This window comes from Leclercia sp. GHBNCSD (genome assembly GCF_055805075.1).
The window spans coordinates 2,961,286-2,987,140 of sequence record NZ_JBQVYO010000001.1; the positions used below are offsets into that span (position 1 = coordinate 2,961,286).

Sequence of the window (25,855 nt, forward strand, 5' to 3'; positions counted from 1 at the left end):
ATGTTATGGTGTATTATCATTTAAAGTGAGCACAATTATATCCTGAGTTAATTGAAAATATGAAGCAAGAAACGATCGTTCAAAAAATTTGGAGTCTCTGTAACATACTAAGAGGTGATGGTATCACCTATTATCAGTATGTTTCTGAACTAAGTTATCTGCTTTTTCTGAAGATTGCTCAAGAGAATGGTTCAGAAAAGCTGATACCTGAAGGCTACCGCTGGGCTGATCTCGAATCCCATCCAGAAGCAGGATTATTAGGGTTCTATCAAGAGATGCTCACCCACTTGGGTGCGCATGTTAAAAATGAAGTCATAAGAGAGATTTACGCATTCCCTACAACCGTTTTCTCCCATTCTGAAAATTTAAAAGCTGTTATAGATGGTATTTCAAAGATAGAGTGGCACCAAGTAGGAAAAGATGGCTTTGGTGATCTCTATAGCGGCTTAATTGATAAAAGTGCTCAGGACACACGTTCAGGGGCTGGGCAGTACTTCACACCACGTTCTTTAGTTAACACTATAGTGAGGTTAATACAACCAAATCTTGGAGACTTAATTCAAGATCCTGCAACAGGAAGTGGTGGTTTCTTAGTTTCTGCTGACAGCTACATCCGAAACAAGTACTCACGAGAAGAATACCTAACAAATCCACCTAAATACCAAGGGGTGGAGATAGAAAAAAATACTCGTCGCATTTGCCTAATGAACACTTTTTTGCATGATTTAGATGCAAAAATTATTTATGGTGATGCTCTGACTGATGACGTGGCAGAATTAGATGAACCCGATGTGATCGTAGCTAATCCTCCCTTTGGTAATAAAGCTGGGGGGCAGCGCCCTTTACGAAATGATATTCCATTTCCTAATGCAAATAAGCAACTCGTTTTTTTGCAGCATATTTATTTGAGTCTTAAAGCTGGCGGTCGTGCTGCTGTAGTGTTACCTGATAACGTACTATTTGAATCTGGTGTCGGTACTGATGTACGTCGCGATTTAATGAATAAATGCAACTTACATACTATCTTGCGCCTTCCAACTGGTATTTTTTATGCCCATGGCGTCAAAACTAATGTGTTGTTTTTCACCAAAGGTTCAGCCAAAAATAGATACCAAGAAGAAAACTGTACTGAGAATGTCTGGGTGTACGACTTGCGCACCAATATGCCTAGTTTTGGTAAACGCACACCCTTTGGTAATCCTGATATTGGTTTTTCTCCTGAAGAGTTTGGTACAGATCCGCACTTAGGAGTCTTTGAGACAGTGTTTGGTGACAATCCTGACGGCACTAGTGAGCGTACCGAGGGGGAATACAGTTTTGGTGCTCAACAGATTGAATTAGATGTAGATGCTATTGAAGAAAACCAGAATTTTGACGAACGACTGGCACATTCTCGCTGGCGCTGTTTTGGCCGTGAGTGGATAGCTAATGCTAAAGATGATTCGTTGGATATTTCATGGCTAAAAGATAAAGACAATGTGGATGCAGCTAATTTGCCGGAGCCAGTAGTACTAGCGCGGGAGGCAAAGGAAGAACTCGAAGCTACACTGAGCGAACTGGATGAGCTATTGATTGCGTTAGAAGGGGCAAGTTGATGAATAAGATTCATTTGCCGCAGGGGTGGTGCATTTCCACGATCTCTGATATTTCAATTAAAGGAGAACAGCGCAAGCCTTCAGGAGAAGAATCTTTTATTTATGTTGATATTGGGAGTATCAATAGAAATTTAAAATTTATAGAATCACCCCAAACATTAATTGGGGAAAATGCACCTAGTCGGGCTAGAAAAATTATTAATACAGGAGATGTTCTTGTATCTTTAACAAGACCTAACCTCAATGCTGTCGCATTGGTTCCAAGTGAATTAGACAACCAAATAGCTTCGACTGGCTTTGAAGTTATCAAATCATTATTAGTTGATAGTCGTTATATTTTTATGTTGACTCGTTCAAAAGACTTTATTGATTCCATTAGCGGCGTTGTACAAGGTGCTTTGTACCCGGCTGCAAAGTCTTCAGATGTCCAAGCTTATAAATTTCCATTGCCCCCTTTGGCAGAACAAAAAGTAATCACCGACAAACTCGACATTCTTCTGGCTCAGGTGGAGGCTACTAAAGCCCGACTTGAGCGCATACCCGATATCCTTAAAACCCTACGCCAATCAGTTATTAATGCTGCCGTCAGCGGGAAGTTGACGGAAGGTTGGCGAGAATTAAATAAGCAAAACCTTGGTATGTGGAAACATGGGGTTCTCGGTGATTTTGTTGAAAAACCAACTTACGGCTCATCGGCTAAATCTCAGCCAGAAGGCCTCGTGCCTGTATTGAGAATGGGCAATTTACAAGACGGGAAGATAGATTGGACAAGCTTAGCGTATACATCTGACCCAGAAGAAATAAAAAAGTATAAGCTATTCGCAGGTGACGTACTGTTTAATCGTACAAATAGTCCCGAGTTAGTTGGTAAAACCTCGATTTTTCGGGGGGAAAGAGAAGCTGTATATGCTGGCTATTTGATCCGAATTAAATGCAAAGAAAATTTAAACCCTGAGTTTTTGAATTACATTTTAAATAGTCAAGATGCCAAAGATTATTGTTATCAGGTAAAGTCTGACGGCGTAAGTCAGTCAAATATCAATGCTCAAAAACTTATAGCATATACAATCAGTGTTCCATCAATGGTAGAACAAACGGAAATCGTCCGCCGCATTGAAGGTATTTTCTCATTTGCAGATAACATCAAACTAAAAACTAGTGTCGCATTAGAACGAGTAAATAATCTTACTCAATCTATTCTGGCTAAAGCTTTTCGCGGTGAACTCTCTGCTGATTGGCGTGCCGCCAACCCTGAGTTGATCAGAGGTGATAACAGCGCTAAAGCTTTGCTTAAAAAAATTCAGGCACAACGTGAAGCTATCGTAAAACAACCTAAGACAACTATTAAAAAGAAGGCTGACAGCCGTATGAGCAAAAAAATCATCAAAGTTGTTGAAGCGTTGAAACATGCTGGGGAACCGCTTAGTGGCCAACAATTGTTGGCGGCGGCGGGCTACCCCAGCGACAGTAGCACCGAGCAACTGGAGCAGTTCTTTTTAGATATTCGTGATGCTCTTGTAATCGAAGAGTCTATTGTAAAACTTGATCGCGGTGACGATAGCCAAGATTGGTTCACTTTGGCTAAATTACCAATGAATAAAGCAAAGAATTAAGGATAGCCCATGAAAGTCGACAAACTGCATATTCGCACACGTTTCAAAAATCTTGAAAATGTGAAAGTGGACTTTGATGAAGACCACCTAATGACAGTCGTGGTAGGTCGTAATGGTTCAGGAAAATCCAACGTTCTTGAAGCTTTGGTCGCTATATTCCGAAATCTTGACTTAGGAGAAGCCCCAACGTTTTCTTATGAGTTGTACTTTCAACTTGGTGAAGAAGGCGGTGTCAAGTGGTATGACGTTAAGGTGGATGCAGATCCAAACCGAGGAACATTAGCAAAGCAATATCAAGTTTCTGTCAAAGATAAACACAATAGCAAAGCGGATTTCAAGCTCATACCTTTCTCTAAAGTGAAGCGTGATAAGAGAACTAAGCAAGCGGAATTTCTTCCTAACTTTCTGTTTGCCTATTATTCCGGGCCATCAGATCGATTAGAAAAATATTTTAGAAAGCATCGTGATGATTATTATCGCGAGCTGCTCTACAACGACCTAGACTTGAAAGCTGATATTCGGTCGCTATTTTATGCAAAGTCTCTTCATAGCCAATTTGTTTTGATGGCTTTTTTTCTTAGCCCTGAGCTTAAAAGAGAACGCACATTTCTAGAAAAAGAGCTTGGCATAGAAAGTCTTGATTCAATACATTTTGTATTGAGACGTCCGGCATGGGAAAGAGACAAAGAGGACAGATTCTGGGGCGCTGATGGTGTCGTTCGTGAATTTATAGATCTACTTTATCCCCATGCTTTAGCTCCCGTGAAGGTGACTCGAAATGAGGACACTAGTCTCACAGGGAAAAATAAAAAAAATGATTTCATTCATATATTTCTGCCATCCGTTGAAACTCTGCATGAAATAGCCAAGCAGCTAACGCCGAGTATTTTCTTTAAGATGCTTGAAAGCACAGTTCTCTCTGAAATTATTTCTGAAGTTCATGTTCGAGTTAAGGTAACTTACGCTCAAAATCCAATCACATTCCAGGAACTTAGTGAAGGTGAACAACAGCTACTGACTGTATTAGGCCTTCTTAAATTCACGGGTGGTAAAGATTCCTTATTTTTACTAGACGAACCTGACACGCACCTTAATCCCTCATGGGCCGTTAAGTACCTTAAATTCCTGCGTGAATTCGTACCTAACCATGAGACCTGCCATTTGCTGATGGTAACACATCACCCATTAGCTATTGCTGAATTAGATAAGCAGCAAATTCAAGTAATGTGGAGGGACTCTAAATTTCAAGTACATGCACAAGAACCAGAGGAGAGCCCCAAAGGCATGGGCTATGGTGGAATTCTCACTAGCGACATGTTTGGTCTACGAACCACCTTAGATAATCCAACGGAACGTTTATTGCGATTGCGACGTCGCTTTACTGAAAAATCTGAATTATCCCCTATTCAGGCTGGGCGTTTAAAAAAAATTGATAAAGCGATAGAGGGGCTTGGTTTTACGACAGCACATTGGGATGAGGAATACGCTCAGTATTTGCGTGTGCGTAGAGAAGTGGAAATAGAATCTGAAGCTGCTACCGTCACGCCTGAACTTAAACGATTACGTAAAGAGCGCGCCAAAGCGATCGTTCAACGCATACTTGCTGTAGAACGGGAAGAGAATGAAAAATGAGACACTTAGACATTGATTTCAATCAGCTCCAATTACCGGATGGTTGGCATAAGAAAGCACAGGAGCTGTTAGATTCGCTTAAAGCGGCGCAAAACGATAAGCAACGCTCAGAGATTATTAAAAAAAATCAGGATCACTGGAAAGCGGTGAAACATGTACTGGAATCCTTGTTCAATTACAAGTGTTGGTACACAGAGGCTCCACAGCAAGGAACGGATGTAGACGTCGATCATTTTCGTCCTAAAAAGCGAGTGCAAGAAACGCTACTGACGGCAGAACCTCATGATGGTTACTGGTGGCTGACTTTCTCCCTCCAAAATTATCGTTGTAGCTGTATTGTCGCGAATCGTCGAAGAACTGATGTAAAAACTGGCGTTACAGGCGGTAAAGCTGATCACTTTCCACTGTGCGACGAGGGGATGAGAGCGAGAACTCCAGATTGTGACTTGGAAGAAGAGCAACCGATATTACTGGATCCATTAAAGGCAACCGACGTGCAATTGCTTCAATTTAAACCTGATGGAGAAGCTATGCCCCGGTTTTCTAAGGAAAAGCATGCCCGTAAGTTTATGCGTGCCGACCAGTCTATTTTATTTTATAACCTCAATCATTCAGATTTTGTCCGTTGCCGCATAGAATTACGAGACCAGATTGATAAGGAAGTCAACGCTGCAAAAAGGTACTTTAACAAACTGGAGACAGGCGACGCGGATAACGACTTTGCATATGAACAGACAATTTGTCGTTTGTTGGAAATGACAAGTAAAAGGGCACCATTTTCCAGTTTTTGTATCGCTTACTTAGATGGGTTCAAGCATAAACCGGAATATGAAGGGGTGCTTGATGCAGTCTATTTATGAGTTTGAGGGGATTATCGAATAAGAATCTAAGCGAAGTGTTAACAATTATGCAATAGGTCTTCCACGGCTGATAAGTTGCTACGGTTAACCATTGTGTATAGCCATTCCGAGATTGAGCAGATACCTCCAGCCGAAGCTGTTAAGCTCTCTTTGGATTTGGTCGATTAGTCTTCTTAAGTTTCTGTCTATTTGATAAGTGAAGTCGTCGGGAAAGCTTGATATAATAGTTACAAACCAATGTCCATCTACCAGTTCGATGTTGAGGAACCGTGCAATGAGTAACAACAAAAAAGAGCAGGTAACTTATGCTAAGCCGTCTCGTTCGGACATAGCACGTTCGGTAGCGACGTCAACGGCGGTCGAGACAGGACAGCCTTCAGCTAGGGTTGAAGCTTCTCTGGAAGTCGCGCGCAAAAAGTTCCCCCATCTTCGCCTTGCCTAATCCCTTCTTAATGCTTCTCTTACCAAGTGTCTCATCGGCTCGTAGTCCATTGATACACCTGCATGGATAGCCGAGATATACTGGGTTTTGTTTTGCTCCCAGCTTTGATAATCCAGCGGTTTGTATCCTCCCTGAACGGCCATTACGTCAGCTAACAGTCGCGACAATCGCCCGTTTCCCTCTCTGAACGGATGGATAAGTATCAGCTCGACATGGGTGATGGCGATAGCGGTGATGAGTTGTTCTTCGTCCATGCCGCGACACGGCGTGTATTGAGCCAGATACTTTGTGTCGAATTCGTTCAGTAGTTTTGGCAATTGTGCTGAAGGTGCAAACATAAAGCCGCCCTTGCTGATATTAACCGCTCTTTCTTGTCCAGCCCACTTGTAGATGTTACCTAACCAGCGGCGATGCCAGCTTTTTAGCATGGCTACGCTGAGCTGCCCTTCCGGGAACTGTTCTTCAAAAACAAACTGGTAGAGTTGTTCTAACAGGACAAGTTCAGCCTCATCCATCTCATCAGAAGTCGCGATCCCCAGCTTATTAGCCAAAACCTGCTCGCCAGAGTCTTTCTCATACTGGCCTTCACTGCTGGATACATGGTATCGGCTCATGGAGATGCCCTGTGTTATTAGAAGGATGGGAAAACAGAGGGAGTATAACGCTGGATGAGTACAGCAAACAATATTCTTAAAATCAGATAGTTACGAAAATGTAGGTTAAAGTGTGGTTTTTATTATCTTCTGGGAAATAATCTTTAATAATCAGTATTAACACACCAATGCATCATGGGGGTGTGGGCGTCGAAATTGTCAGTAGTGGTCATGGAGTGATGATGTCCATTTCTTTGAAAACAGTGCTGTTCAGGCGACGTTAGGGTCGTGTATTGCCGCTATTGTCGCATGAAAAAATGGCCCGGCGCAGCAAAATGTCACTACCTTAACTCGTCTCTTCATTGACCAGTTCAATCACCAGTTTTCCCTGTTCCACCAGCACCCGCACCCGGGAATGGGTTTTAAAACCAGCCTCTTCCAGCCAGTCGCCTTTTAAACTCAGCGCGGCGTGTACGCTGTAGCGTGTTGGGATCTTGGTCTTGCGATCCTCATGGCGCTTTCTGAAATACCCCACGGTGAGCTGGCGGCTGGGTCTGGAAATGCTGATATCTGACATAGAAACTCCTTTTTCTCAGGCAAGGATCAGGTGATAAAAAAACCTGTATAAAATGCCAGTAAAATGAACCTGAGACAAACGCAGAACTGCGAAGCGTCTTCAGAAAACGAAATGTAAAATATGAAATCGGGCTTAATATCCAGCCTGAAAAGGGTATTATAAATACAATTTATTATTAGGTATTAGACTATGGCAGGAAAACGGATCGCGCGCGAAAAAGAGACCATCCGCAAGATGATCGCGCTCTATGAAAAGCAGTGCCCGCAGGCATCTAAAGAGGCGGGACACTACGCAGCGCTGAATGCGTATGCCGACAAGCGCCTGGATAAATGCGTGTTTGGTGAAGAGAAACCGGCCTGCAAGCAGTGCCCGGTCCATTGCTACCAGCCCGCTAAGCGTGAAGAGATGAAGCAGGTCATGCGTTGGGCGGGGCCGCGCATGCTCTGGCGTCACCCGATTCTGACGATTCGCCATCTGATTGACGATCGCCGCCCTGTGCCAGAGCTGCCGGAAAAGTACCGCCCGAAAAAGTAACCATTCAGGTGCGCGCCCTGCGCATCGGGCGACAGATTGCCACCATAGCAATTGCACTGCACAGCGGGAATACCGCCAGCACCAGCCACGGAACGATCGCCCCGGTGGATGGCGTCAGCGCCCGATCGAGCAGATCGCCGAGCAGTAAATTTCCCGCCAGCACTGCACAGCCCCCAGCGGTAGCCAGTGCGCCATAGTGCGCACCCAGGGTCGATTCGCTGGCAAACCATGGCACCACATCTTTTCCTGCCGGTACCAGCAGCATCTGCCCGGTGGTCAGCAGGGTGACAAAACAGGCCGCAGGCAGCAGCCGCAGTAACCCCGTGCCCGGCGGCGAAGAGGCAAACAGCGCGACGCTCAGAAACGCGGCGGCGATAAGCAGAAAACCCACCGGCAGGACCCGCACCGCGCCCACCCGACGGGCAAAACGCGCCAGCGGAAGCTGAAAGAGGATCACCAGCCCCGAGGCCAGCATAAACAGCGGGCCAAGATCTTTCTCGCTGCCGCCAGCACGCTGGATCTCCACCGGAAGCGCCAGATAGAGCTGGTTATAGCTCAACAGCCAGCTGCTCCAGGCGATGATAAACGCCACGAACCGCGGCTGGCGAAAGGTGATCCACCAGGGGGTGATATGCAGCGGCTGGTTTTTTGCTGAGCCTGAAGGTAAACAGAAGAACAGCACTATCAGCGCCACCACGAAGACCGCGGCCCCGGCCAGCGCCACCTGACGAAAACCCAGGCCGGTGAGCAGGGCACCCGCGACCGGGCCCAGGACGGCCCCCAACTCGCCACATACCGCAAAGAGGGCGAACCACTCGGCGCGGCTGCGTTTTCCCTGCGCCTCGCTGCGGGTTCCGGCTTTAGCCAGTAAGGCTTCGATGGAGGGGGAGAAGAGCGCGCCCCCGATCCCGGTGAGGCACGCCCCGGCAATAATGACCGGCAGGCTGTAACCAAAGGCCAGCAGCAGATAGCCCACCACCCGTACAACGCAGCCGCAAAGAATAATGATGCGCGCGCCGTAGCGGTCGGAGAGAGCGCCGCCAACGATAAACATCCCCTGCTGGGAGAAGGTCCGCAGCCCGAGCACCAGCCCGATAACGCCGCCGGAGAGCAGCATATCGTCGCGTAAAAAAATCGCCAGGAAGGGGACGACGGCATAAAAACCAATATTGAAAACAAACTGGCTGCCCAGTAAGACGGGCGGCCAGAGTTGCGTCGCGGGGCGAATGGATAGCACCTGTTATTTTGCCTCAGACGAGGAAGTGAATATGTTTTTTGCCATGATCGGGGGAGAGCTCAATGCGGGTTTTCACCCGGAATATCTCCCACAGCAGCTCTTCGGTCAGGATCGCCTGCGGCGTACCGCTGGCGACAACTCGCCCTTTTTGCATCACGATCAGCGCATCACAGAACATAGAGGCGTGGTTAAGATCGTGAATGGCGACGATGCTGGTGACCGGCAGCTGGCTAATCAACTGCATCAATTGCATCTGATGGTGAATATCCAGGTGGTTAGTGGGTTCATCCAGCAGGATCTCGGTTGGCATTTGCGCCAGCGCCCGGGCGATGTGCACCCGCTGGCGCTCGCCGCCGGAGAGGCTCAGCCAGCCCTGCTCGCTATGATGCAGCATATCCACCGTCTTCAGCGCCTGGTTTACCGTTTCGTCATCCTGCGCCGTCCAGCCGGAGAAAGGGGAGTGGTGCGGAATACGCCCCAGCTTCACCACATCCCGCACGCGCATGTTGGCGTCGGTCATGCCATGCTGTTCCACAAAGGCTACCCGCCGGGCGAGCTGCTTTTTCGGGATGCCACTGATGCTTTTGCCATCCAGCGCGACGGTGCCGCTATGGGGGCGACGTAACCCGGCCAGGATCCGCAGCAGCGAGGATTTGCCGGAGCCGTTTGGCCCCAGCAGGCCGACGGTCTGCCCCTGGGATACTGCCAGCGAGACATTGTCGACGATGACCTTTTTACCCACCTTCCAGGTGATATTTTCAGCAGTGATGCTCATCACTTATTCCTTGAACGGTAGATAATCACAGCAAAGAACGGGACGCCCACCAGCGCGGTAACGACGCCCACCGGCAGGCTTTGCGGAGCGATCAGCAGGCGTGAGGCGATATCCGCCAGCACCATCAGGATGGCACCCGCCAGCGCGCTGGCGATAAGCAGCGTGCGGTGCAGCGGACCAAAGAAGAAGCGCATCATGTGTGGCACCACCAGGCCGACAAAGCCGATGGAACCCGCCATGCTGACGATGGTGGCGGTCATCAGTGCGGTAACGATGAACAGGATCAGCCGCACCCAAGGGACGGCGATCCCCAGCGAGGCGGCGGCATCATCGCCAAAGGTGAAGGCGTCGAGCGCCCGGGCGTACCAGAGGCAGACAGCCAGACCGACCAGCACCGCGACCAGCACCATCTGGAACTCGGGCCATCTCACGCCGCTAAAGCTGCCCAGCAGCCAGAACATCACGTCGCGCGCCTGCTGGGCGCTGGCCGAGGTGCTGACGGTCCAGGCGGTGATGGCGTTAAACAGTTGCGAGGCGGCAACCCCGGCAAGGATGGTGCGTTCACTGCCGCCGCGGGCACCGTTCGTCAGCAGGGCCACAAACGCGAAGGCGGTAAACGCGCCGGCGAAGGCCCCGGCGGAAAGCGTCACGGTACCGCTGCCAATGCCCAGCACGACCACGGAGACCGCCCCGGTTGACGCCCCTGCGGAGACCCCCAGGACGTAGGGTTCGGCGAGGGCGTTTTTCAGCAGGCTTTGCAGCACCGCGCCGCAGATAGCCAGACCCGCACCGCAGCAGGCCGCCACCAGCGCCCGGCTCAGGCGAAAGTCCCAGATCACGCTCTCATAGATGCGATTGAGCGGCACCTCGGTTAAGCCCATTTTATTGGTAATGGCGTAGAACACGCTCTGCAGGGGGATCGACAACTCCCCCACGCTGACGCCAAAAGCGATAACCAGCAGCAGCGCGACCACCGCCAGGAAACCCGAAGCTGGCAACAGCCAGCTCAGGCGGGTCTGTTGTACTACCGCGGTCATTAATTCAGTTCCATTTTTCTGAGCTGTTCACCAATCTGCTCCGCGCCGTAAAGGGTGCGGATGGTCGGGTTCATCGCCTGGCCGTCCATCACCACGATGTGGCCTTTTTTCACCGCGTCGAGCTGGCTGACGGCGGGATCGCTTTTCAGGAATTTGATTTTTTCCTCGGCGTTATCCAGCGCCCAGCGGTTGCGGTCGAGGCTGGAGACCACGATCACGTCCGGGTTGGCCGCGATAATGCTTTCCCAGCCGACGGTCGGCCATTCCGTTTCAGAGGTGATGGCGTTGTGGCCACCCAGCACGTTAGCAATAAAGCCGGAGGCGCTGTTTTTACCGCCGACGTAGGCGTCAGAAGAGGGGGAGGAGCTGGAGAACCAGAAGACAAATGAGAGGTCTTTCTTGTTTTTGCTGAACTCAGCCCGCAGGTCGGCTTCACGCTTTTTGAAATCGGCAATCAACGCCTGGCCGCGATCTTCGACGTTAAAGATTTTGGCGAAATCTTCAATCTCTTTATACAGGAAGGTCATATCCCAGAGCTTCTGGCGGCTGCCGTACATATCGCCGATATCTTTTTTGGTGGCGCACATGCCCGGCGACATGTAGCTGTTGACGCCGACGGTGGCCAGATCTTCGCGTTTGGCGACTTTACTCTCTGGCCCCAGTAGCAGCGGCAGCTGGGCCGGAACGAAGTCCGGGTTTTGCGCAAGGATAGACTCCAGCGTCGGGATCTCAACGGTCAGCAATTTAACTTTTTCATTCTTTTCAGCGAGTTCAGGCAGCACTTTGGTCGGCCAGAAGGCGCTGGCGGCAACCTTATCCTGCAGGCCCAGCAGTAAGAGAATTTCTACGGTGTTCTGGCCCAGTGCCACCACGCGCTCTGGCGCTTTGGTGAAGGTCTCTTTATAGCCGCAGTTCTCGATCGTCAGAGGGTAGGTGGTTGCAAAAGCAGAACCGGCTGTCGCGATCAGCAAGCCTAATGCACTGATGATCTTTTTCATGAAACGCTATCCTTCATTAATTTATTGATGACAGCCCGGGAGCATGGCTGAGAATGAATATCATTTATTATGGCGGGGTTTTATACAATGATATATTCACGGTGTCAATGAACGATAATAACGTCATGAAATTATTGGATTTCATAGGGGATTTGTAGGCCGGGCAAGCGTAGCGCCGCCCGGCGAAGGGGGTTTAATCTAAATCTGCACCGTTGCTGGCAATCACTTTCTTGTACCACCAGAACGATTTTTTGCGTTTGCGTTCGAGGGTGCCGTTGCCGGCATCATCGCGATCGACATAGATAAAGCCGTAGCGCTTGCTCATCTCGCCGGTGGAGGCGGCAACCAGATCGATGCAGCCCCAGCTGGTGTAGCCCATCAGCGGAATGCCATCTTCAATGGCGTCGCCCATCGCGCGGATATGCTCCCGCAGGTAGCTGATGCGGTAGTCGTCGTTAATCTCACCGTTGGCGTCCATCTCATCCTTCGCGCCTAAGCCGTTCTCCACCAGGAACAGGGGCTTCTGGTAGCGGTCGTACATCATGTTCATGGTAATGCGCAAGCCCAGCGGGTCGATGCCCCAGCCCCACTCGCTGACGTCAATATGCGGGTTACGCAGGGATTTCACGATATTGGCCGCGCTGGTGTTGTTGGCATTCATATCCGCCGAGGCGCAGCGCGAGGCGTAATAGCTGAATGAGACAAAATCGACGGTGTGTGTCAGCAGTGCGTCATCACCCGGATCTTTGACAATCACCACCCCCTTTTCGCGGAACACGCGAGCAGAGTAGGCCGGGTAGCGGCCACGGGCCTGGACGTCGATAAAGAACAGGTTCTCACGATCTTTTTCTAATGCCGTCCACACATCTTCCGGTTTGCAGGAGTAGGGGTAGAAGTTACCGCCCGCCAGCATGCAGCCCACCTGGTTTTGTGGGTTCACCTCATGGGCAATTTTGGTTGCCAGCGCGCTGGCAACCAGCTCATGGTGGGCGGCCTGATACTTCACCTGATCCTCATTTTCACCTTCCTCAAACACCAGCCCGGCACCGGAGAAGGGGCTGTGCAGCATGATGTTGATCTCGTTGAAGGTGAGCCAGTATTTCACCAGCCCGTTAAATTCTTCGAAGCAGGTGCGGGCGTAGCGGGCGAAAAAATCGACCATCTTGCGGTTGCGCCAGGAGCCATACTCGGTCACCAGATGCATCGGCACGTCAAAGTGGCAGAGGGTCACCAGCGGTTCGATATTGTACTTTTTACACTCCTCGAACACGGCCCGGTAAAAGGCAATCCCTTCTTTATTAGGCAGCGGTTCGTCGCCGTTTGGGTAGAGACGGCTCCAGGCAATGGAGGTACGAAATACCGTGAAGCCCATCTCGGCCATTAAGGCGATATCTTCTTTATAGCGATGGTAAAAATCGATCGCGTCGTGGCTGGGATAGAACTCATCGTCACGCAGCGAAAAGCGTTTTTCCTTGCCGACCTTCACCGCCAGGCGGTTTGCGCCGTGGGGGATCATATCGACGGTGGTCAGGCCCTTGCCGCCCTCGCGGTATGCGCCTTCGCTCTGGTTAGCGGCCAGTGCGCCGCCCCATAAAAATCCTTGTGGAAAAACTGACATTCTTACCTCGCTATAAATTTATGCTTGTGCTGCTTTGGCCTGAACCGGTGCGGATTGCAGCGCGCGTGCTTTTTCTGCTTCGTCTTCTACCGGGATATCTTCAAAGCCCAGAATCAGGGTCAGCACGAAAGAGAGCACCACGGCCAGGGCCATGACTCCGAATACCCAGACGATGGACATCGGGTTGGCCGGGTCGAAGAACTGGACGCTGGTAAACAGGCCCGGCGCCGCCATCGAGTGGCTGGCCAGCCCGGCGATCCCGGCCACGGCGCCGCAGATAAAGCCGCTGATCAGGCTCGCAATTAAAGGACGTTTCAGACGAACCGCCACGCCATACAGCGCCGGTTCAGAGATCCCGGCCATGATGGCGGAAGCGGCCGCGGCCAGCGCCGTCTGGCGCAGTTCCGGGTTTTTGGTTTTCCAGGCGACCGCCAGCGACGAACCGCCGAGGGAGAGGTTGGCGCCGATTTCTGACGGCATCACCATCCCCTCTTTGCCCGTTTCGGCAATGGTCTGAATGATGGTAGGCGTAAAGACGCGGTGCATCCCGGTCATCACCAGCAGCGGCCACAGCGCGCCCATGATGGCGACGGAGAGCCAGCCCAGATAGCCGTGAATGGTGTAAACCAGCGCGGAGATGCCGCTACCGATCCAGATCCCCAGCGGCCCAATCAGGACGATGGCGAGCGGGGCGGCAATCAGCACGATCAGCATTGGCTTGAGGAAGTTTTTCGTCACCGCCGGGGTGATTTTGTCCACCCAGCGTTCGATATAGGACAGGCACCAGGTCATCACCAGCGCCGGGATCACCGTATAGGTATATTTCACCGCCGTCACCGGCACAAACGCGAACTCAACGTGCTCGCCCTGCGCCGCTTTCGCCATCAGCTCAATAAAGCTCGGGTGGACCAGCACGCCCGCAATGGCGATCGCCAGCGACATGTTGGTTTTGAATTTCACCGCCGCAGAGGCGGCCACCATCAGCGGCAGGAAGAAGAACGCGCCGTCGCCGATGACGGTCAGGATCGTCAGCGTCGGATCGCCTTTGGTCAGCACGCCGCTCATCTCAAGGATCATCGCCAGCAGCTTGACCATCGACCCGCCGATGATCGCCGGGATCAGCGGTGACATGGTGCCGATCAGGGCATCAAGAATGCCCGCGCCAATGCGTTTCAGGGTCAGCTTTTGCGGCCCCTGGGGCGCGGCAGGCTGCATGTTGGCGGGCAGCAGGTTGACCACCTCGCGGTACGCCTGGGAAACGGTATTGCCGATGATCACCTGGCACTGGTTGTCGTTGCGCACGACGCCCAGCACGCCGCTGATGCTTTTCAGCGTCGCGCTGTCGATCAGGCTTTCGTCTTTTGCCACGAAGCGCAGACGGGTCATGCAATGGGTGACCGCGACGATATTCTCTTTGCCGCCGAGCGCGCTGACAACGGCATTCGCCAGCGCAGCATAATTTTTGGCCATCGGGTTGTATCCTGTTTTATCAGTAAGGTACGTCTTCATCGGGGTGAGCGATGAAACTTATATAGGAAACCGGTTCCACAAAATCATGAAGAGTTTCCTGGAATCTAACAAGATCACGTTTTAGCCATTTTTTAAATTCGTGATGGCGATCACCTAGCGTGTTAAAAAGCGTGTGACAGACGCTGCGACAATTTTCACGCGGTGCAGTACACTGCCGCTCACGGGATTAAGACGGAACAGATGCATGACCACGATGCTGGAAGTGGCGAAGCGGGCAGGGGTCTCGAAAGCGACGGTTTCCCGGGTGCTTTCGGGCAATGGCTACGTGAGCCAGGAGACAAAAGACAAGGTTTTTCAGGCGATTGAAGAGAGCGGGTATCGGCCTAATTTACTGGCGCGTAACCTGGCGACCAAAAGCACGCAAACCCTTGGGCTGGTGGTGACCAACACCCTCTACCACGGGGTCTATTTCAGCGAGCTGCTGTTCCATGCCGCCAGAATGACCGAAGAGAAGGGACGTCAGCTGATCCTCGCCGACGGTAAGCACAGCGCCGATGAGGAGCGCGAGGCGATTCAGTACCTGCTGGATATGCGCTGCGATGCGATCATCATCTACCCGCGTTTTCTCAGCGTTGATGAGATGGACGAGATCATCCAGAAACACGCCCAGCCGGTGATCGTGCTTAACCGCCGCCTGCGTAAAAACAGCAGCCACTGCGTCTGGTCAGATCATAAAGCCTCCAGCCAGGCGGCGGTATCGACCCTTATCGAGCAGGGCCACCGCGATATCGCGTTTATCACCGGATCGCTCGATTCCCCCACCGGGATCGAACGCCTTTCCGGCTACAAAGAGGCCCTTGCTGCGCACCGCATTCCGCTGCGCGAGTCGCTGATTGTCGAGGGTAAATGGCACCCGGCCAGCGGCGCGGCAGGGGTGGCGACGCTGCTGGCGCGCGGCGAGCATTTTACCGCGCTGGTGGCGAGTAACGACGATATGGCGATCGGCGCCATCAAGCAGCTTCACGACAGCGGGGTCGCCGTGCCGGAGGCGGTGTCGGTAGTGGGTTTCGATGACATTGCGATGGCGCCCTACGTGGTACCCTCCCTCTCCAGCGTGCGCGTACCGGTGACAGAGATGGTGAAAGAGACCATCAGCCGTCTGATCTTTATGCTCGATGGTGGGGACTTCACCTTCCGGCAGACCTTCGCCGGAGAGTTGATGCTGCGTGATTCCGTCATCCCCGGCCCGCACCACTGATTTATAGGGCAGCCAGGCACAAGTAAAGCCGAGTCGGCCGCCCGCGGTCAGCGCCATATCCTGCACGTTTTCCAGGGCGTTGAGCGGTGATGGGCTGAGACAGCGCCAGCGAAAAAAGAGGTTCATGCTTCCTGACCTGTCTGAACCAGGCGGCAAGCCAGGTTATTTCCTGGGTGAAGTTTGCCATGTGTCGTCTCCTGTGAAGGAGTAGCGCAACAGTGTAGGCCGGAAAACAGGCTTAAAACCTGACGCGGTTTCATCGCTGTTCCGCATTAAAAAAGCCCCGGGGCACCGGGGCTGCGAAAGGCAAAGAGTGACAAGCATACAACGAGTAGAACAAGAGTTTGAGGGTTAAACGGGTAAGGCTTTCAGCAGGGCGAAGGCCTCCTTCATACGATCTTCGCTGACCACAAAGGCGCGCAGATTGCCCTCGTTGTCGGCCCCTTTCGCCACCATCCCCTGGGCTTCGATGGCGATCTGCCAGTTCAAATCCTGGCGCTGGGTTTCGCCTGCCAGGTGCAGCGGCAGTTCCGGCGTTTTGACCTTCACCAGCATCGCAGGCAGTTTCAGTGGCGTACTGGCCCCGAGCAGATTCTTCGCCAGATACATGGCGCTTAACTGGATCGGCTGCAGGAACGGCAGTACCTGACCGTTAATTTCGGCGCAGTCGCCCAGAGCATAAATATCGGGCCGGGTGGTTTGCAGATAGCTGTCGACCTTTACCCCGCGATCTGTTTCTGCACCGGCCCGCTGCGCCAGCCCGATTTCCGGGCGCAGGCCGGTGGCGGCAATCACCACATCGACTTCAAGGCAGCGATCCCGATCCAGCAGGGCGCAGATCCCGGTATCGGTTTGGGTCAGGCTTTGCAGCTGGGATTTCAGCTGCAGATGCACCCCCATATCGGTCAGCCGGTGTTGTAAGCGACTGCTCACTTCGGCGGGCATCAGCGCGGAGAGAATGCTGGCGGAATGGTCAACCAGGGTGACCTCTTTCCCGGCCCGGCAAAAATCCATCGCCAGTTCGCTGCCGATAAGACCTGCGCCAACAATCATCACCCGTCGGGCGTCACGCAACGTGCTTTCGCAGGCGCGGTATTCCGTCTGGCTGTTGAGGGTCAGCATCAGCTCGCGGCCCGCAACCGGCGGGACGAAAGCCGAGGCTCCGGTCGCCAGCACCAGTTTGTCATATGACCACTGGTTATCTTTGCCTTTGACCACGTGGGCTGCGGCGTCGATGTCGGTGACCCAGGTGTAAGGAAACAGGCGCAGCTTAAACTGTTCGGCAAACTCTCCCGCCGTCTGGCGGGTGAGATCGTCGGCTTGCTGGCGCTGACTGATAACGTGGCTTAAGTCTGGCTTGTTGTACTCATCCATGCTGTCCGCTGCAATAAGCGTCAGCGGGACGTTCGCATCCTGTTTACGGATGTTTTTCACCAGCTGGCGGGCGGCGAAGCCCGAGCCGATGATGACGATACCGTGGCTCATTTTGCCTCCGATGCCAGTTCTTCAAATACATCTTTACCAAGGGAACATTCCGGGCAGAGGAAATTGTCCGGCACGTCGCTCCACGGGGTACCTGGCGCGACGTCCTGCAGCGGCTCGCCGAGGGTCGGATCGTAGATCCACTGGCAGACGCTGCACTGCATGCAGGGGCCGAGGTCGGCGGTGGTCTCTTCGACGCTGGCGCTTTCTTCCGCCTGAGCGGCAGGTTTCACGCTGGCTTCAGGCAGCGGAGCGAGCGCCCACTGACGGGCAATATCGCGACCATGCTGACGGCAGACTTCCAGCGCATCGAGATCCGGGCGCCATTTCGCCTTCAGGCTCATCGACATTTCAAAGCCTGCGTCCTGCAGACGGGTGGAGAGACGGTCTACCGCGCCGCCACTCCAGCCGTGAGAGCCGAAGGCGCTGGCACGTTTGTTACGGAAGCGCAGGCCGGTCATCTCTTCCACCAGGCCGGCAATTTTCGGCATCATCACGTTGTTCATGGTGGAGGTACCCACCAGCATGCCTTTTGAGCGGAAGACGTTCGTGAGAATGTCGTTTTTATCGCTGCGGGCGACGTTAAAGATTTTCACCGCCACGTTCGGGTCAACTTCATTAATGCCCTGGGCGATGGCGTCGGCCATCATGCGGGTATTGTTGGACATGGTGTCGTAGAAAATGGTGATGCGGTCTTCCTGATAGTCCGCCGCCCATTTCAGGTACAGCTCGACGATCTGCGTAGGGTTATCACGCCATACCACCCCGTGAGAGGTGGCAATCATATCCACCGGCAGGTTAAAGCCGAGGATCTCGGTGATTTTTGGCGTCACCAGACGGCTGAACGGGGTGAGGATGTTGGCGTAGTAGCGCTGGCACTGCTCAAAGAGTTCGGCCTGATCCACTTCGTCATTGAACAGACGTTCGTCGCAGTAGTGCTGGCCGAAGGCGTCGTTACTGAAGAGCACCGCGTCGCCGGTCATGTAGGTCATCATGCTGTCCGGCCAGTGCAGCATTGGGGTTTCAACGAAGATCAGCTGTTTGCCGTTGCCGATATCCAGAGAGTCGCCGGTTTTCACCACGTTGAAGTTCCACTCCGGATGGTGGTGATGGCCGGTGATGGAGTCGATGGCGTTGGCGGTGCAGTAGATCGGGGTGTCCGGGATGCAGGACATCAGCTCGGTCAGCGCCCCGGCATGGTCCTCTTCCGCATGGTTAATGATGATGTAGTCGATATCGGCCAGGTCGATTTCACTGCGCAGGTTCTGCACGAACTCGCGGCTGAATTTATGATCGACGGTATCGATCAGGACGTTTTTCTCTTCCCGGATGAGATAGCTGTTATAGCTGCTGCCGCGCAGCGTTTTGTACTCCGTTCCGTGAAAATCACGTACTTCCCAGTCACGTTGACCAACCCAATGAATATTGTTTTTAACCAGAATAGACATAGCAACCTCAACTTAATACAGCGCAATTAAATGAAAGATGTCATGTCTATTGCAGGGTGCGTGCCAACTTTTTAAGTTATTAATTTTTAATGGTTTTAAAAATAACCGCACTCTTGTGGTAGTCAATTTGACTGTGTCTGGTATAGTCAATATGACACTGCGTATTGTCAAAATGACAACGAGGCGAGAATGAGTTTTTCTGTAGAGGTGCTGGCGAAAATCGCCATTGAATTGCAGAGCGGCATCGGCCATCAGGATCGCTTTCAGCGGCTGATCTCCACTCTGCGCCACGTGCTGGAGTGCGATGCGTCGGCGCTGCTGCGCTACGAAGGGCGGCAGTTTATTCCGCTGGCGATCGACGGGCTGGCGCAGGATGTGCTGGGGCGGCGTTTCACCCTTGAAGGCCATCCGCGGCTGGAGACCATCGCCCGCGCCGGGGATGTGGTGCGCTTCCCGGCCGACAGCGACCTGCCCGATCCCTACGACGGGTTGATCCCCGGTCAGGAGAGTCTGAAGGTGCACGCCTGTATCGGCCTGCCGCTGTTTGCCGGGCAGAACCTGATTGGCGCGCTGACCCTCGATGGCATGTCGCCGGACCAGTTCGACACCTTCAGCGACGAAGAGTTGAGGCTGATTGCCGCCCTGGCCGCCGGGGCGCTGAATAATGCCCTGCTGATTGAGCAGCTCGAGAGCCAGAACACCCTCTCCACCCGCCCGACGGGGTTTGAGCAGGTAAAAAGCACCGAGATGATTGGCCTCTCGCCGGGCATGATGAGCCTGAAAAAAGAGATTGAGATTGTCGCCGCCTCCGACCTGAACGTGCTGATCGAAGGGGAGACCGGCACCGGTAAAGAGCTGGTGGCAAAAGCCATTCATCAGGCTTCTCCCCGGGCGGTGAATCCGCTGGTCTATCTCAACTGTGCCGCGCTGCCGGAAAGCGTGGCGGAGAGCGAGCTCTTTGGTCACGTCAAAGGGGCGTTTACCGGGGCCATCAGCAACCGCAGCGGCAAGTTTGAGATGGCCGATAACGGCACGCTGTTCCTGGATGAGATTGGCGAGCTGTCGCTGGCGCTGCAGGCTAAGCTGCTGCGCGTATTGCAGTATGGCGATATCCAGCGGGTGGGCGATGACCGCAGCCTGCGGGTCGACGTGCGGGTGCTGGCCGCCACCAACCGCGATCTGCGTGAAGAGGTGCTGGCCGGGAACTTCCGCGCCGATCTGTACCACCGCCTGAGTGTGTTTCCGCTTTCGGTGCCGCCGCTGCGCGAGCGTGGCGAAGATGTGGTACTGCTGGCAGGCTATTTCTGTGAACAGTGCCGGTTGCGGATGGGGTTATCCCGGGTGGTGCTAAGCCCCGGCGCCCGGGCGCATCTGCTGAGCTACGCCTGGCCGGGCAACGTGCGCGAACTGGAACATGCCATTCACCGGGCGGTAGTACTGGCCCGGGCGGCGCGGGCAGGGGATGAAGTGGTGATCCACGCGCAGCACTTTGCCCTGCATGATGAGAGCACACCCGTGGTGACGCCGGAGACGCCGCGCGTTGAGAATCAGAACCTGCGTGAGGCGACGGAGGCGTTTCAGCGCCAGATGATTGTCCGGGCGCTGGAGCAGAACAGCCGCAACTGGGCGGCGAGCGCGAGGGCGCTGGAGACGGACGTCGCCAACCTGCACCGGCTGGCGAAACGTCTGGGTCTTAAGGGTTAGAGAATGCCTGCCTGGTAGAAATCCTGCAGGTTGATGGCACCGCACAGGCGGCCATGGCTATCCACCACCGGCGCGGCGGTGATTTTGCGCTTCATCAAGAGCTCTTTGGCTTCAATGGCGCGGCTGTCGGCATTCAGCGTCAGGCCACCGGCGGTCATGGCGTTGCTGACGGCAATCTCCAGTTTGCCGCCGCTCACCAGCCAGCGGCGCAGGTCGCCGTCGGTGAAGACCCCTTTGACCTGCTGGTCATCATCACAGACCGCCACCAGCCCCAGTCCGGTACGGCTCAGCTCCAGCATCGCGTCCATCACGCTGGTATTCAGTTTCACCTGCGGGATAGCCTCGTCGGTGCGCATCAGGTGGTGCACTTTATTCAGCAGGCGTGCTCCCAGGGCGCCTGCCGGGTGCGAGCGGGCAAAATCCTCTTCATTAAACCCGCGGGCCTGCATCACCGCCATCGCCAGCGCATCGCCCATCATCAGCGTGTTGACGGTGCTGGAGGTCGGCGCAAGGTGCATCGGACAGGCTTCGCGCTCCACCGAAATATCCAGCGTGGCGTTGGCGGCCAGCGCCAGCGGCGAGCGGGACTTGCCGGTCATCGCCAGCAGCGCCACCGATTTTTCCTGCAAACGCGGGAGGATCAAATCCAGCTCTTTTGCCGAGCCGGAGTAGGAGATAAAGAGCAGCACGTCGCGGCTCTCAATCATCCCCAGATCGCCGTGCAGGGCTTCAGCAGGGTGGACAAAAAAGGCGGGGGTGCCGGTGCTGGCAAGGGTCGCGGCAATCTTCTTGCCAATATGCCCGGATTTGCCGATGCCCGAGACGATCACCTTCCCGTCGCAGTGAATAATGGTATTGGCTGCGCGAACAAAATCTTCCCCCAGACGGTCCGGCAGGCGGCTGGCCTCCTGCAGTTCCAGCATCAGGGTCTGGCGACCCGCGTTTAACAGAAAATCACTCATCACGCTCTCCGGTTACAATCACGTCGATTCCTTTCTCTTCCAGCGCTTTCTTAAACGCCGGATCGATGCCCGCGTCGGTAATCAGCTTATCGACGCTCTCCAGGCTACAGACAATATTCGGGCTTTTACGGCCAAACTTTGACGAGTCCGCCATCAGGATCACCTCCCTGGCGGCATTGCACATCGCTTTACTGACGCTGAACACTTCATTGAAGGTGGTGACGCCCGCGTTGAGGTCGATGCCGTCGGTGCCCATAAACAGGCGGTCGAAGCTGAAATGGTCGAAGGCGTTCTCCGCAAGCTGGCCGTGAAACGAGGCCGACTTTTTGCGGAAGGTGCCGCCGGGCATCAGGATGGTTTGTTCATTGTCGAATTCGGACAGGGCGTTGACGATATGCAGGCTGTTGGTCATCACCGTGATGTTATTGAAGCGGCTCAGCATTGGCACCATCTGCAGAACCGTGCTGCCCGCATCGAGGATAATGGAGTCGCCGTCATGGATAAATTTTACCGCGGCGTCAGCGATTAACGCCTTCTGATGGGTGTTGATGAGCGTCTTGTGATCGATAGGCGGGTCGGCCTCGTCTTTATTCAGCACCACGCCGCCATAGGTGCGGATCACCGCCCCGGCGTTTTCCAGGATCACCAGATCCTTGCGGATTGTGGTGCCGGTGGTATCAAAGTAGTGGGCCAGATCCTCAACCGAACATTTTCCCTGTTTTTGCAAATGGTCGAGTATGGCCGCCTGCCGCTGGCGGGGTTTCATAGGCGTTGAGTTCCTTAGGTTGCGAAATGATAATTTCGCAAGCTTATAACGTTCACAACGAAATTATCCATGTTTCAATTTAAGCGCTAATGATAGTGCATCCTGACAGAGCGAATCATTGGGAAAGATCACATCGGGCTCTAATTCCTGCAACGCGGTGCCGTTAATCGCTGCAATTTTCACCGGTCGGGCAAAGACCGTCAGCCCACGCATCATCAAGGAGTCACAGACCCGGTGGTTATCATCCAGCGCAATGGCGACAATCACCCGCGGCTTAAAGCGACCGCCGGAGCGGCCCACGCCCACGCGCCCTTTCTGGCAAAGGGCGTCAAAGGCGCGGTTAAAACGATGGATTTGCCAGCCGCCGAGTGCCAGCTGGCACAGCCAGGCGATAACAGCGACGGTGATCAGGGTGGTGACCATGTTTAGCTCCTGTGCTATGGCCGGGCGGCGATACGCTTGCCCGGCCTGGGGTTCGGGGTTTGTAGCCCCGGTAAGCGCAGCGCCCCCGGGGAATGAACTCAGAACATCACCTGCCCACCGGTGACATTGATCGACTGCCCGGTGCAGTAAGAGGCTTTCGGGCTGGCATAAAACAGCAGCATATTCAGCACGTCCTGATAGTCGCAGCCGCGCTTCAGCGGCACTTTATCGATGTAGTATTGCTCCACCTGATCCTCATTAATGCCAAGTTTGGTGGCGTACTGCGGCAGCAGGGACTGGAACATCGGCGATTTCAGCAGGTTGCCGAGCATCAGCGAATGCACGGTAATGCCATATTCCGCCAGATCCAGCGCCAGGGACTGCGTCAGCCCCACGCCGCCGAACTTGGCCGCGCTGTAGCCGGAGTTGTGCTTGCTGCCCACCTTGCCCGATTTGGAGTTGATCTGAATGATGCGCCCGGCAATGCCGTCGCGGATCATCAGGCGCGAGAACTCCCGGGCGCAGAGGAAATAACCCACCAGGTTCACCTGCAATGAACGGTCGAAATCCCCCAGCTCCACATCGCTGATAAAGGCCGCTTTGGCGATCCCGGCGCTATAAACCAGCAGATCGGTGCGGCCAAAAATCTCGTCCACGCCGCGGGCGAGAGCCAGCACGCTCTGTTCGCTGGTGGCGTCGGCGCCAAATCCCCAGGCCATCCCGTTACCGAATTCGGTGTTGATGGCGTCCGCCACGCGGGCGGCCTTTTCACTCTGGATATCGACTACCGCCACGCGGTAACCCTCTGCGGCAAGCCCACGGCAGAGGAACTCCCCTAAGGTTTGTCCTCCACCAATGACAACGGCAACCTGACTCATATTTCTCTCCTTAATTACGCAACAAATTTTAATGTGCAGCCTGGGGTAACAGCCTGTGGAACCGGGCCCGCCACGTGAACCGTGCCGGGGTATTCCGCCTGGAGCCGACCATCGAAACGCAGGGTGATGTGGCCCAGCTCGCGCAGGTTTTGTTCGGCCACGTCGCCCACGGCGGTGACGGCATAGCGCGTTTCGCCCAGCTCCAGCTCGCTTCCGGCCTTCAGTTCGCCATTGAGCTCCCCGTGGCAGTGGATAAAACAGAATTCCTCAATATCCGCCGGGGCCCCTTCACGAAAGGTGATCAGCATCTGGTCGCTCAGCGCATCCGGGGCGCTCTGGCCGATGCGGGTAATGGTGGTCTGGTAAATCACGGTCATCAGGAATTCCTCTTATTGATAAATAAAGCCGGAGACGAACCAGGCGATCAGCACCGTTGGCGCACCAGTCAGGAAGCGGCTTACCAGCACCGAAGGGACGCCGACGCGCACGGTCTCCTGGCGCGCTTCAGCCAGCGACAGCCCCACCGGGATAAAGTCACAGGCGGCCTGGGCATTAATGGCGAACAGCGCGGGCAGGGCGAGGTGCGGGGGAATATTGCCCAGCCCAATCTGCACGCCAATCAGTACGCCAATAACCTGGGCGATGACCGCGCCGGGGCCGAGGAACGGCGACAGCAGCGGGAAGGAGCAGATCAGCGCCAGGGTCACCAGCCCGAGCGGATGGCTGGCCAGCGGAGCCAGTCCGTGGGCGATCCAGTCCCCCAGCCCGGAGGCCATAATGATGCCGATCAGCGCCGAGACGAAGGCCATGAACGGCAGGATGGTTTTCAGCACCGTATCGATGGTGTCGCGCCCGGACTGGAACAGGACCGCAACCGCAGAGCCCATTCCCATCCCGACTTTTGCCAGCAGACCGTCGCTCTGCTCGGTGATCTTCTTGCTGGTGTCGTACTCCCGCGGCGCGTGCTTTTTCACCGGCGCAGCCCCGTCTACCAGCGTGATGTTCTCTTCTTTTACGCCTGAGACATAAATGTCCTCCACGATATGCTGCGCCAGCGGGCCGGATTTTCCCGTCGAATGAATATTCACGGTAGGAATGCGCCGTTTCGGGTAGATGCCGCAGCGCAGGGTGCCGCCGCAGTCGATCACCGCCACGCCGATCTCCGCTTCCGGCGGCTCGCCCTCTTTAAAGCCGTCCACCGCTTCCCAGCCGGTGAGTTCGCGCAGCTTGTCGACGATAGCCGGGCGGGTGCCCGCGGTGATATAGACGATTTTTTTGCCTTCGGTGGCGTCGAACTCCAGCGGGCCGCCCCAGCCACCCGTGCCTTTTTCAATGCGGATCCGGCTCATGCTGTGGCTCCCTTAAGCTGGACGTTCTGTTCAAGCTGAATGCCCATCTTCTTTTCGAAAATGGCGGTAGTGAGATCGGTCACCCAGCCGCGGAAGAAGTTAGTCACCAGGCCGACCAGCAGGTAGCTCACCGCCAGCGGGCCGAGCGGCAGGCCGAGGGTGGTCAGGCCGCTGGCGATCCCCAGATAGACAAACAGCTCGCCCGGGTTGATATGCGGGAACAGGCCGTTCATGGAGTGGCAGCTGTAGGATGCTGCCGCGTAGTAGCTCGGCTTGTAGCGTTCGGGCATAAAGCGCCCGAGGCTCAGGGTCATGGGGTTACAAAACACAAAGGTGCCAATGCAGGGCAGCAGCAGATAGCGGGAGACGGGGTTACCCGCGCAGCGCTGGGCCAGCTTTTCAATCCGCTGCTGGCCGATAAAGTTGATCAGCGCATTCATGATCACCAGCAGGCTGATCAGCAGCGGCAGAATGCCGGTGACCATGCTGGTAAAGACCTCGCCACCTTTCTGAAACAGCCCGATAAACCACTCGGCGCCGTGGGTGATGGTTTCTATCATTGTTTTCTCCTGTAGGGTATGTTCGCTCTGGCGGAGTAATAATA

At 54.2% G+C, this 25,855-nt stretch carries 24 protein-coding genes; 7 read left to right on the forward strand and 17 right to left on the reverse strand.

What is annotated here, in order from left to right; genetic code table 11:
- The first annotated feature begins 59 nt into the window (after window positions 1-59).
- From ACT3IC_RS14305 to ACT3IC_RS14320, 4 genes are read left to right on the forward strand one after another with little or no spacing between them, the layout of a single operon-like run.
- Window positions 60-1,595, forward strand: coding sequence for a class I SAM-dependent DNA methyltransferase (locus ACT3IC_RS14305; RefSeq protein WP_369604490.1), 1,536 nt, complete (start codon window positions 60-62; stop codon window positions 1,593-1,595).
- Window positions 1,595-3,208, forward strand: coding sequence for a restriction endonuclease subunit S (locus ACT3IC_RS14310; protein WP_369604489.1), 1,614 nt, complete (start codon window positions 1,595-1,597; stop codon window positions 3,206-3,208). The genes ACT3IC_RS14305 and ACT3IC_RS14310 overlap by 1 nt, the downstream gene beginning before the upstream one ends.
- 9 nt (window positions 3,209-3,217) lie before the next feature.
- Complete coding sequence (locus ACT3IC_RS14315; RefSeq protein WP_320741535.1) at window positions 3,218-4,840, forward strand: AAA family ATPase; 1,623 nt, start codon at window positions 3,218-3,220, stop codon at window positions 4,838-4,840.
- Window positions 4,837-5,700 carry a hypothetical protein gene (locus ACT3IC_RS14320; protein ID WP_104895873.1) on the forward strand — a complete coding sequence of 288 codons (864 nt, stop codon included), beginning with the start codon at window positions 4,837-4,839 and terminating at the stop codon, window positions 5,698-5,700. Before ACT3IC_RS14315 ends, ACT3IC_RS14320 begins: the two co-directional genes overlap by 4 nt.
- Window positions 5,701-6,138: 438 nt before the next feature.
- Here the strand turns inward: ACT3IC_RS14320 and ACT3IC_RS14325 are convergent, their stop codons facing one another.
- Window positions 6,139-6,756 carry a Fic/DOC family protein gene (locus ACT3IC_RS14325; RefSeq protein ID WP_320741536.1) on the reverse strand — a complete coding sequence of 206 codons (618 nt, stop codon included), beginning with the start codon at window positions 6,754-6,756 and terminating at the stop codon, window positions 6,139-6,141.
- A gap of 325 nt (window positions 6,757-7,081) precedes the next feature.
- Window positions 7,082-7,312, reverse strand: coding sequence for a SymE family type I addiction module toxin (locus ACT3IC_RS14330; RefSeq protein ID WP_159339789.1), 231 nt, complete (start codon window positions 7,310-7,312; stop codon window positions 7,082-7,084).
- A gap of 189 nt (window positions 7,313-7,501) precedes the next feature.
- Between ACT3IC_RS14330 and ACT3IC_RS14335 the strand changes: the two genes are divergently transcribed.
- Window positions 7,502-7,846, forward strand: a complete 345-nt coding sequence (locus tag ACT3IC_RS14335) for a nitrous oxide-stimulated promoter family protein (RefSeq protein WP_103822686.1) — start codon at window positions 7,502-7,504, stop codon at window positions 7,844-7,846.
- Between the two features lie 4 nt (window positions 7,847-7,850).
- Here the strand turns inward: ACT3IC_RS14335 and ACT3IC_RS14340 are convergent, their stop codons facing one another.
- From ACT3IC_RS14340 to ascF, 6 genes are all read right to left on the reverse strand, one after another.
- The gene (locus tag ACT3IC_RS14340) at window positions 7,851-9,083 is read right to left on the reverse strand and encodes an MDR family MFS transporter (RefSeq protein WP_263950311.1); all 1,233 of its coding nucleotides are present in this window, start codon (window positions 9,081-9,083) and stop codon (window positions 7,851-7,853) included.
- A gap of 13 nt (window positions 9,084-9,096) precedes the next feature.
- Complete coding sequence (gene eitC / locus ACT3IC_RS14345; protein WP_103180900.1) at window positions 9,097-9,858, reverse strand: siderophore ABC transporter ATP-binding protein EitC; 762 nt, start codon at window positions 9,856-9,858, stop codon at window positions 9,097-9,099.
- Complete coding sequence (locus ACT3IC_RS14350; RefSeq protein ID WP_156655155.1) at window positions 9,858-10,895, reverse strand: FecCD family ABC transporter permease; 1,038 nt, start codon at window positions 10,893-10,895, stop codon at window positions 9,858-9,860. The genes eitC and ACT3IC_RS14350 overlap by 1 nt, the downstream gene beginning before the upstream one ends.
- Window positions 10,895-11,893, reverse strand: a complete 999-nt coding sequence (eitA, locus tag ACT3IC_RS14355) for a siderophore ABC transporter substrate-binding protein EitA (RefSeq protein ID WP_103180898.1) — start codon at window positions 11,891-11,893, stop codon at window positions 10,895-10,897. Before eitA ends, ACT3IC_RS14350 begins: the two co-directional genes overlap by 1 nt.
- A 193-nt stretch (window positions 11,894-12,086) precedes the next feature.
- Window positions 12,087-13,511 (reverse strand): 6-phospho-beta-glucosidase, encoded by a 1,425-nt coding sequence (locus ACT3IC_RS14360; RefSeq protein WP_336998131.1) that lies wholly within the window; start codon window positions 13,509-13,511, stop codon window positions 12,087-12,089.
- A gap of 18 nt (window positions 13,512-13,529) precedes the next feature.
- Entirely contained in the window at window positions 13,530-14,981 is a 1,452-nt protein-coding gene (gene ascF / locus ACT3IC_RS14365; RefSeq protein ID WP_159339786.1) for a PTS cellobiose/arbutin/salicin transporter subunit IIBC, read from the reverse strand.
- A gap of 244 nt (window positions 14,982-15,225) precedes the next feature.
- Here ascF and ACT3IC_RS14370 point away from each other — a divergent pair, with 244 nt between their 5' ends.
- Window positions 15,226-16,239 carry a LacI family DNA-binding transcriptional regulator gene (locus tag ACT3IC_RS14370; RefSeq protein WP_103180895.1) on the forward strand — a complete coding sequence of 338 codons (1,014 nt, stop codon included), beginning with the start codon at window positions 15,226-15,228 and terminating at the stop codon, window positions 16,237-16,239.
- A gap of 351 nt (window positions 16,240-16,590) precedes the next feature.
- Here ACT3IC_RS14370 and norW read toward each other — a convergent pair whose 3' ends face one another.
- Window positions 16,591-17,724 carry an NADH:flavorubredoxin reductase NorW gene (gene norW, locus ACT3IC_RS14375; protein WP_473477922.1) on the reverse strand — a complete coding sequence of 378 codons (1,134 nt, stop codon included), beginning with the start codon at window positions 17,722-17,724 and terminating at the stop codon, window positions 16,591-16,593.
- Window positions 17,721-19,169 carry an anaerobic nitric oxide reductase flavorubredoxin gene (norV, locus tag ACT3IC_RS14380; protein ID WP_473477925.1) on the reverse strand — a complete coding sequence of 483 codons (1,449 nt, stop codon included), beginning with the start codon at window positions 19,167-19,169 and terminating at the stop codon, window positions 17,721-17,723. The genes norW and norV overlap by 4 nt, the downstream gene beginning before the upstream one ends.
- A gap of 189 nt (window positions 19,170-19,358) precedes the next feature.
- Between norV and norR the strand changes: the two genes are divergently transcribed.
- Complete coding sequence (gene norR / locus ACT3IC_RS14385) at window positions 19,359-20,873, forward strand: nitric oxide reductase transcriptional regulator NorR (protein ID WP_103180891.1); 1,515 nt, start codon at window positions 19,359-19,361, stop codon at window positions 20,871-20,873.
- On the opposite strand, the gene gutQ is transcribed toward norR, so the two are convergent.
- The 7 genes from gutQ to srlA form a co-directional block, all read right to left on the reverse strand.
- The gene (gutQ, locus tag ACT3IC_RS14390; protein WP_114385874.1) at window positions 20,870-21,835 is read right to left on the reverse strand and encodes an arabinose-5-phosphate isomerase GutQ; all 966 of its coding nucleotides are present in this window, start codon (window positions 21,833-21,835) and stop codon (window positions 20,870-20,872) included. The genes norR and gutQ overlap by 4 nt on opposite strands.
- Window positions 21,828-22,601 carry a glucitol operon DNA-binding transcriptional repressor SrlR gene (srlR, locus tag ACT3IC_RS14395; RefSeq protein WP_103180889.1) on the reverse strand — a complete coding sequence of 258 codons (774 nt, stop codon included), beginning with the start codon at window positions 22,599-22,601 and terminating at the stop codon, window positions 21,828-21,830. The genes gutQ and srlR overlap by 8 nt, the downstream gene beginning before the upstream one ends.
- 63 nt (window positions 22,602-22,664) lie before the next feature.
- Complete coding sequence (gene gutM / locus ACT3IC_RS14400) at window positions 22,665-23,024, reverse strand: transcriptional regulator GutM (protein ID WP_103180888.1); 360 nt, start codon at window positions 23,022-23,024, stop codon at window positions 22,665-22,667.
- 98 nt (window positions 23,025-23,122) lie between these two features.
- On the reverse strand, window positions 23,123-23,902 hold the full coding sequence (srlD, locus tag ACT3IC_RS14405) for a sorbitol-6-phosphate dehydrogenase (protein WP_103180887.1): 780 nt from the start codon (window positions 23,900-23,902) through the stop codon (window positions 23,123-23,125).
- A gap of 14 nt (window positions 23,903-23,916) precedes the next feature.
- Window positions 23,917-24,279: a PTS glucitol/sorbitol transporter subunit IIA gene (gene srlB, locus ACT3IC_RS14410; protein ID WP_159339782.1), complete on the reverse strand. Its 363-nt coding sequence runs from the start codon at window positions 24,277-24,279 to the stop codon at window positions 23,917-23,919.
- A gap of 12 nt (window positions 24,280-24,291) precedes the next feature.
- The gene (gene srlE / locus ACT3IC_RS14415) at window positions 24,292-25,251 is read right to left on the reverse strand and encodes a PTS glucitol/sorbitol transporter subunit IIB (RefSeq protein WP_103822670.1); all 960 of its coding nucleotides are present in this window, start codon (window positions 25,249-25,251) and stop codon (window positions 24,292-24,294) included.
- On the reverse strand, window positions 25,248-25,811 hold the full coding sequence (gene srlA, locus ACT3IC_RS14420; RefSeq protein ID WP_159339781.1) for a PTS glucitol/sorbitol transporter subunit IIC: 564 nt from the start codon (window positions 25,809-25,811) through the stop codon (window positions 25,248-25,250). Before srlA ends, srlE begins: the two co-directional genes overlap by 4 nt.
- Window positions 25,812-25,855: the final 44 nt, after the last annotated feature.

Excerpts from the sequence above, each read along its gene's own strand:
- ACT3IC_RS14305 (WP_369604490.1), top strand. The coding sequence starts at position 60 with ATGAAGCAAGAAACGATCGTTCAAAAAATTTGGAGTCTCTGTAACATA.
- ACT3IC_RS14360 (WP_336998131.1), bottom strand. The coding sequence starts at position 13,511 with ATGTCAGTTTTTCCACAAGGATTTTTATGGGGCGGCGCACTGGCCGCT.
- srlB (WP_159339782.1), bottom strand. The coding sequence starts at position 24,279 with ATGACCGTGATTTACCAGACCACCATTACCCGCATCGGCCAGAGCGCC.
- srlE (WP_103822670.1), bottom strand. The coding sequence starts at position 25,251 with ATGAGCCGGATCCGCATTGAAAAAGGCACGGGTGGCTGGGGCGGCCCG.
- ACT3IC_RS14335 (WP_103822686.1), top strand. The coding sequence starts at position 7,502 with ATGGCAGGAAAACGGATCGCGCGCGAAAAAGAGACCATCCGCAAGATG.
- ACT3IC_RS14310 (WP_369604489.1), top strand. The coding sequence starts at position 1,595 with ATGAATAAGATTCATTTGCCGCAGGGGTGGTGCATTTCCACGATCTCT.
- ACT3IC_RS14370 (WP_103180895.1), top strand. The coding sequence starts at position 15,226 with ATGACCACGATGCTGGAAGTGGCGAAGCGGGCAGGGGTCTCGAAAGCG.
- ACT3IC_RS14320 (WP_104895873.1), top strand. The coding sequence starts at position 4,837 with ATGAGACACTTAGACATTGATTTCAATCAGCTCCAATTACCGGATGGT.
- eitA (WP_103180898.1), bottom strand. The coding sequence starts at position 11,893 with ATGAAAAAGATCATCAGTGCATTAGGCTTGCTGATCGCGACAGCCGGT.
- srlD (WP_103180887.1), bottom strand. The coding sequence starts at position 23,902 with ATGAGTCAGGTTGCCGTTGTCATTGGTGGAGGACAAACCTTAGGGGAG.
- ACT3IC_RS14350 (WP_156655155.1), bottom strand. The coding sequence starts at position 10,895 with ATGACCGCGGTAGTACAACAGACCCGCCTGAGCTGGCTGTTGCCAGCT.
- gutM (WP_103180888.1), bottom strand. The coding sequence starts at position 23,024 with ATGGTCACCACCCTGATCACCGTCGCTGTTATCGCCTGGCTGTGCCAG.
- norV (WP_473477925.1), bottom strand. The coding sequence starts at position 19,169 with ATGTCTATTCTGGTTAAAAACAATATTCATTGGGTTGGTCAACGTGAC.
- ACT3IC_RS14315 (WP_320741535.1), top strand. The coding sequence starts at position 3,218 with ATGAAAGTCGACAAACTGCATATTCGCACACGTTTCAAAAATCTTGAA.
- norR (WP_103180891.1), top strand. The coding sequence starts at position 19,359 with ATGAGTTTTTCTGTAGAGGTGCTGGCGAAAATCGCCATTGAATTGCAG.
- eitC (WP_103180900.1), bottom strand. The coding sequence starts at position 9,858 with ATGAGCATCACTGCTGAAAATATCACCTGGAAGGTGGGTAAAAAGGTC.
- norW (WP_473477922.1), bottom strand. The coding sequence starts at position 17,724 with ATGAGCCACGGTATCGTCATCATCGGCTCGGGCTTCGCCGCCCGCCAG.
- ascF (WP_159339786.1), bottom strand. The coding sequence starts at position 14,981 with ATGGCCAAAAATTATGCTGCGCTGGCGAATGCCGTTGTCAGCGCGCTC.
- gutQ (WP_114385874.1), bottom strand. The coding sequence starts at position 21,835 with ATGAGTGATTTTCTGTTAAACGCGGGTCGCCAGACCCTGATGCTGGAA.
- ACT3IC_RS14325 (WP_320741536.1), bottom strand. The coding sequence starts at position 6,756 with ATGAGCCGATACCATGTATCCAGCAGTGAAGGCCAGTATGAGAAAGAC.
- srlR (WP_103180889.1), bottom strand. The coding sequence starts at position 22,601 with ATGAAACCCCGCCAGCGGCAGGCGGCCATACTCGACCATTTGCAAAAA.
- srlA (WP_159339781.1), bottom strand. The coding sequence starts at position 25,811 with ATGATAGAAACCATCACCCACGGCGCCGAGTGGTTTATCGGGCTGTTT.
- ACT3IC_RS14330 (WP_159339789.1), bottom strand. The coding sequence starts at position 7,312 with ATGTCAGATATCAGCATTTCCAGACCCAGCCGCCAGCTCACCGTGGGG.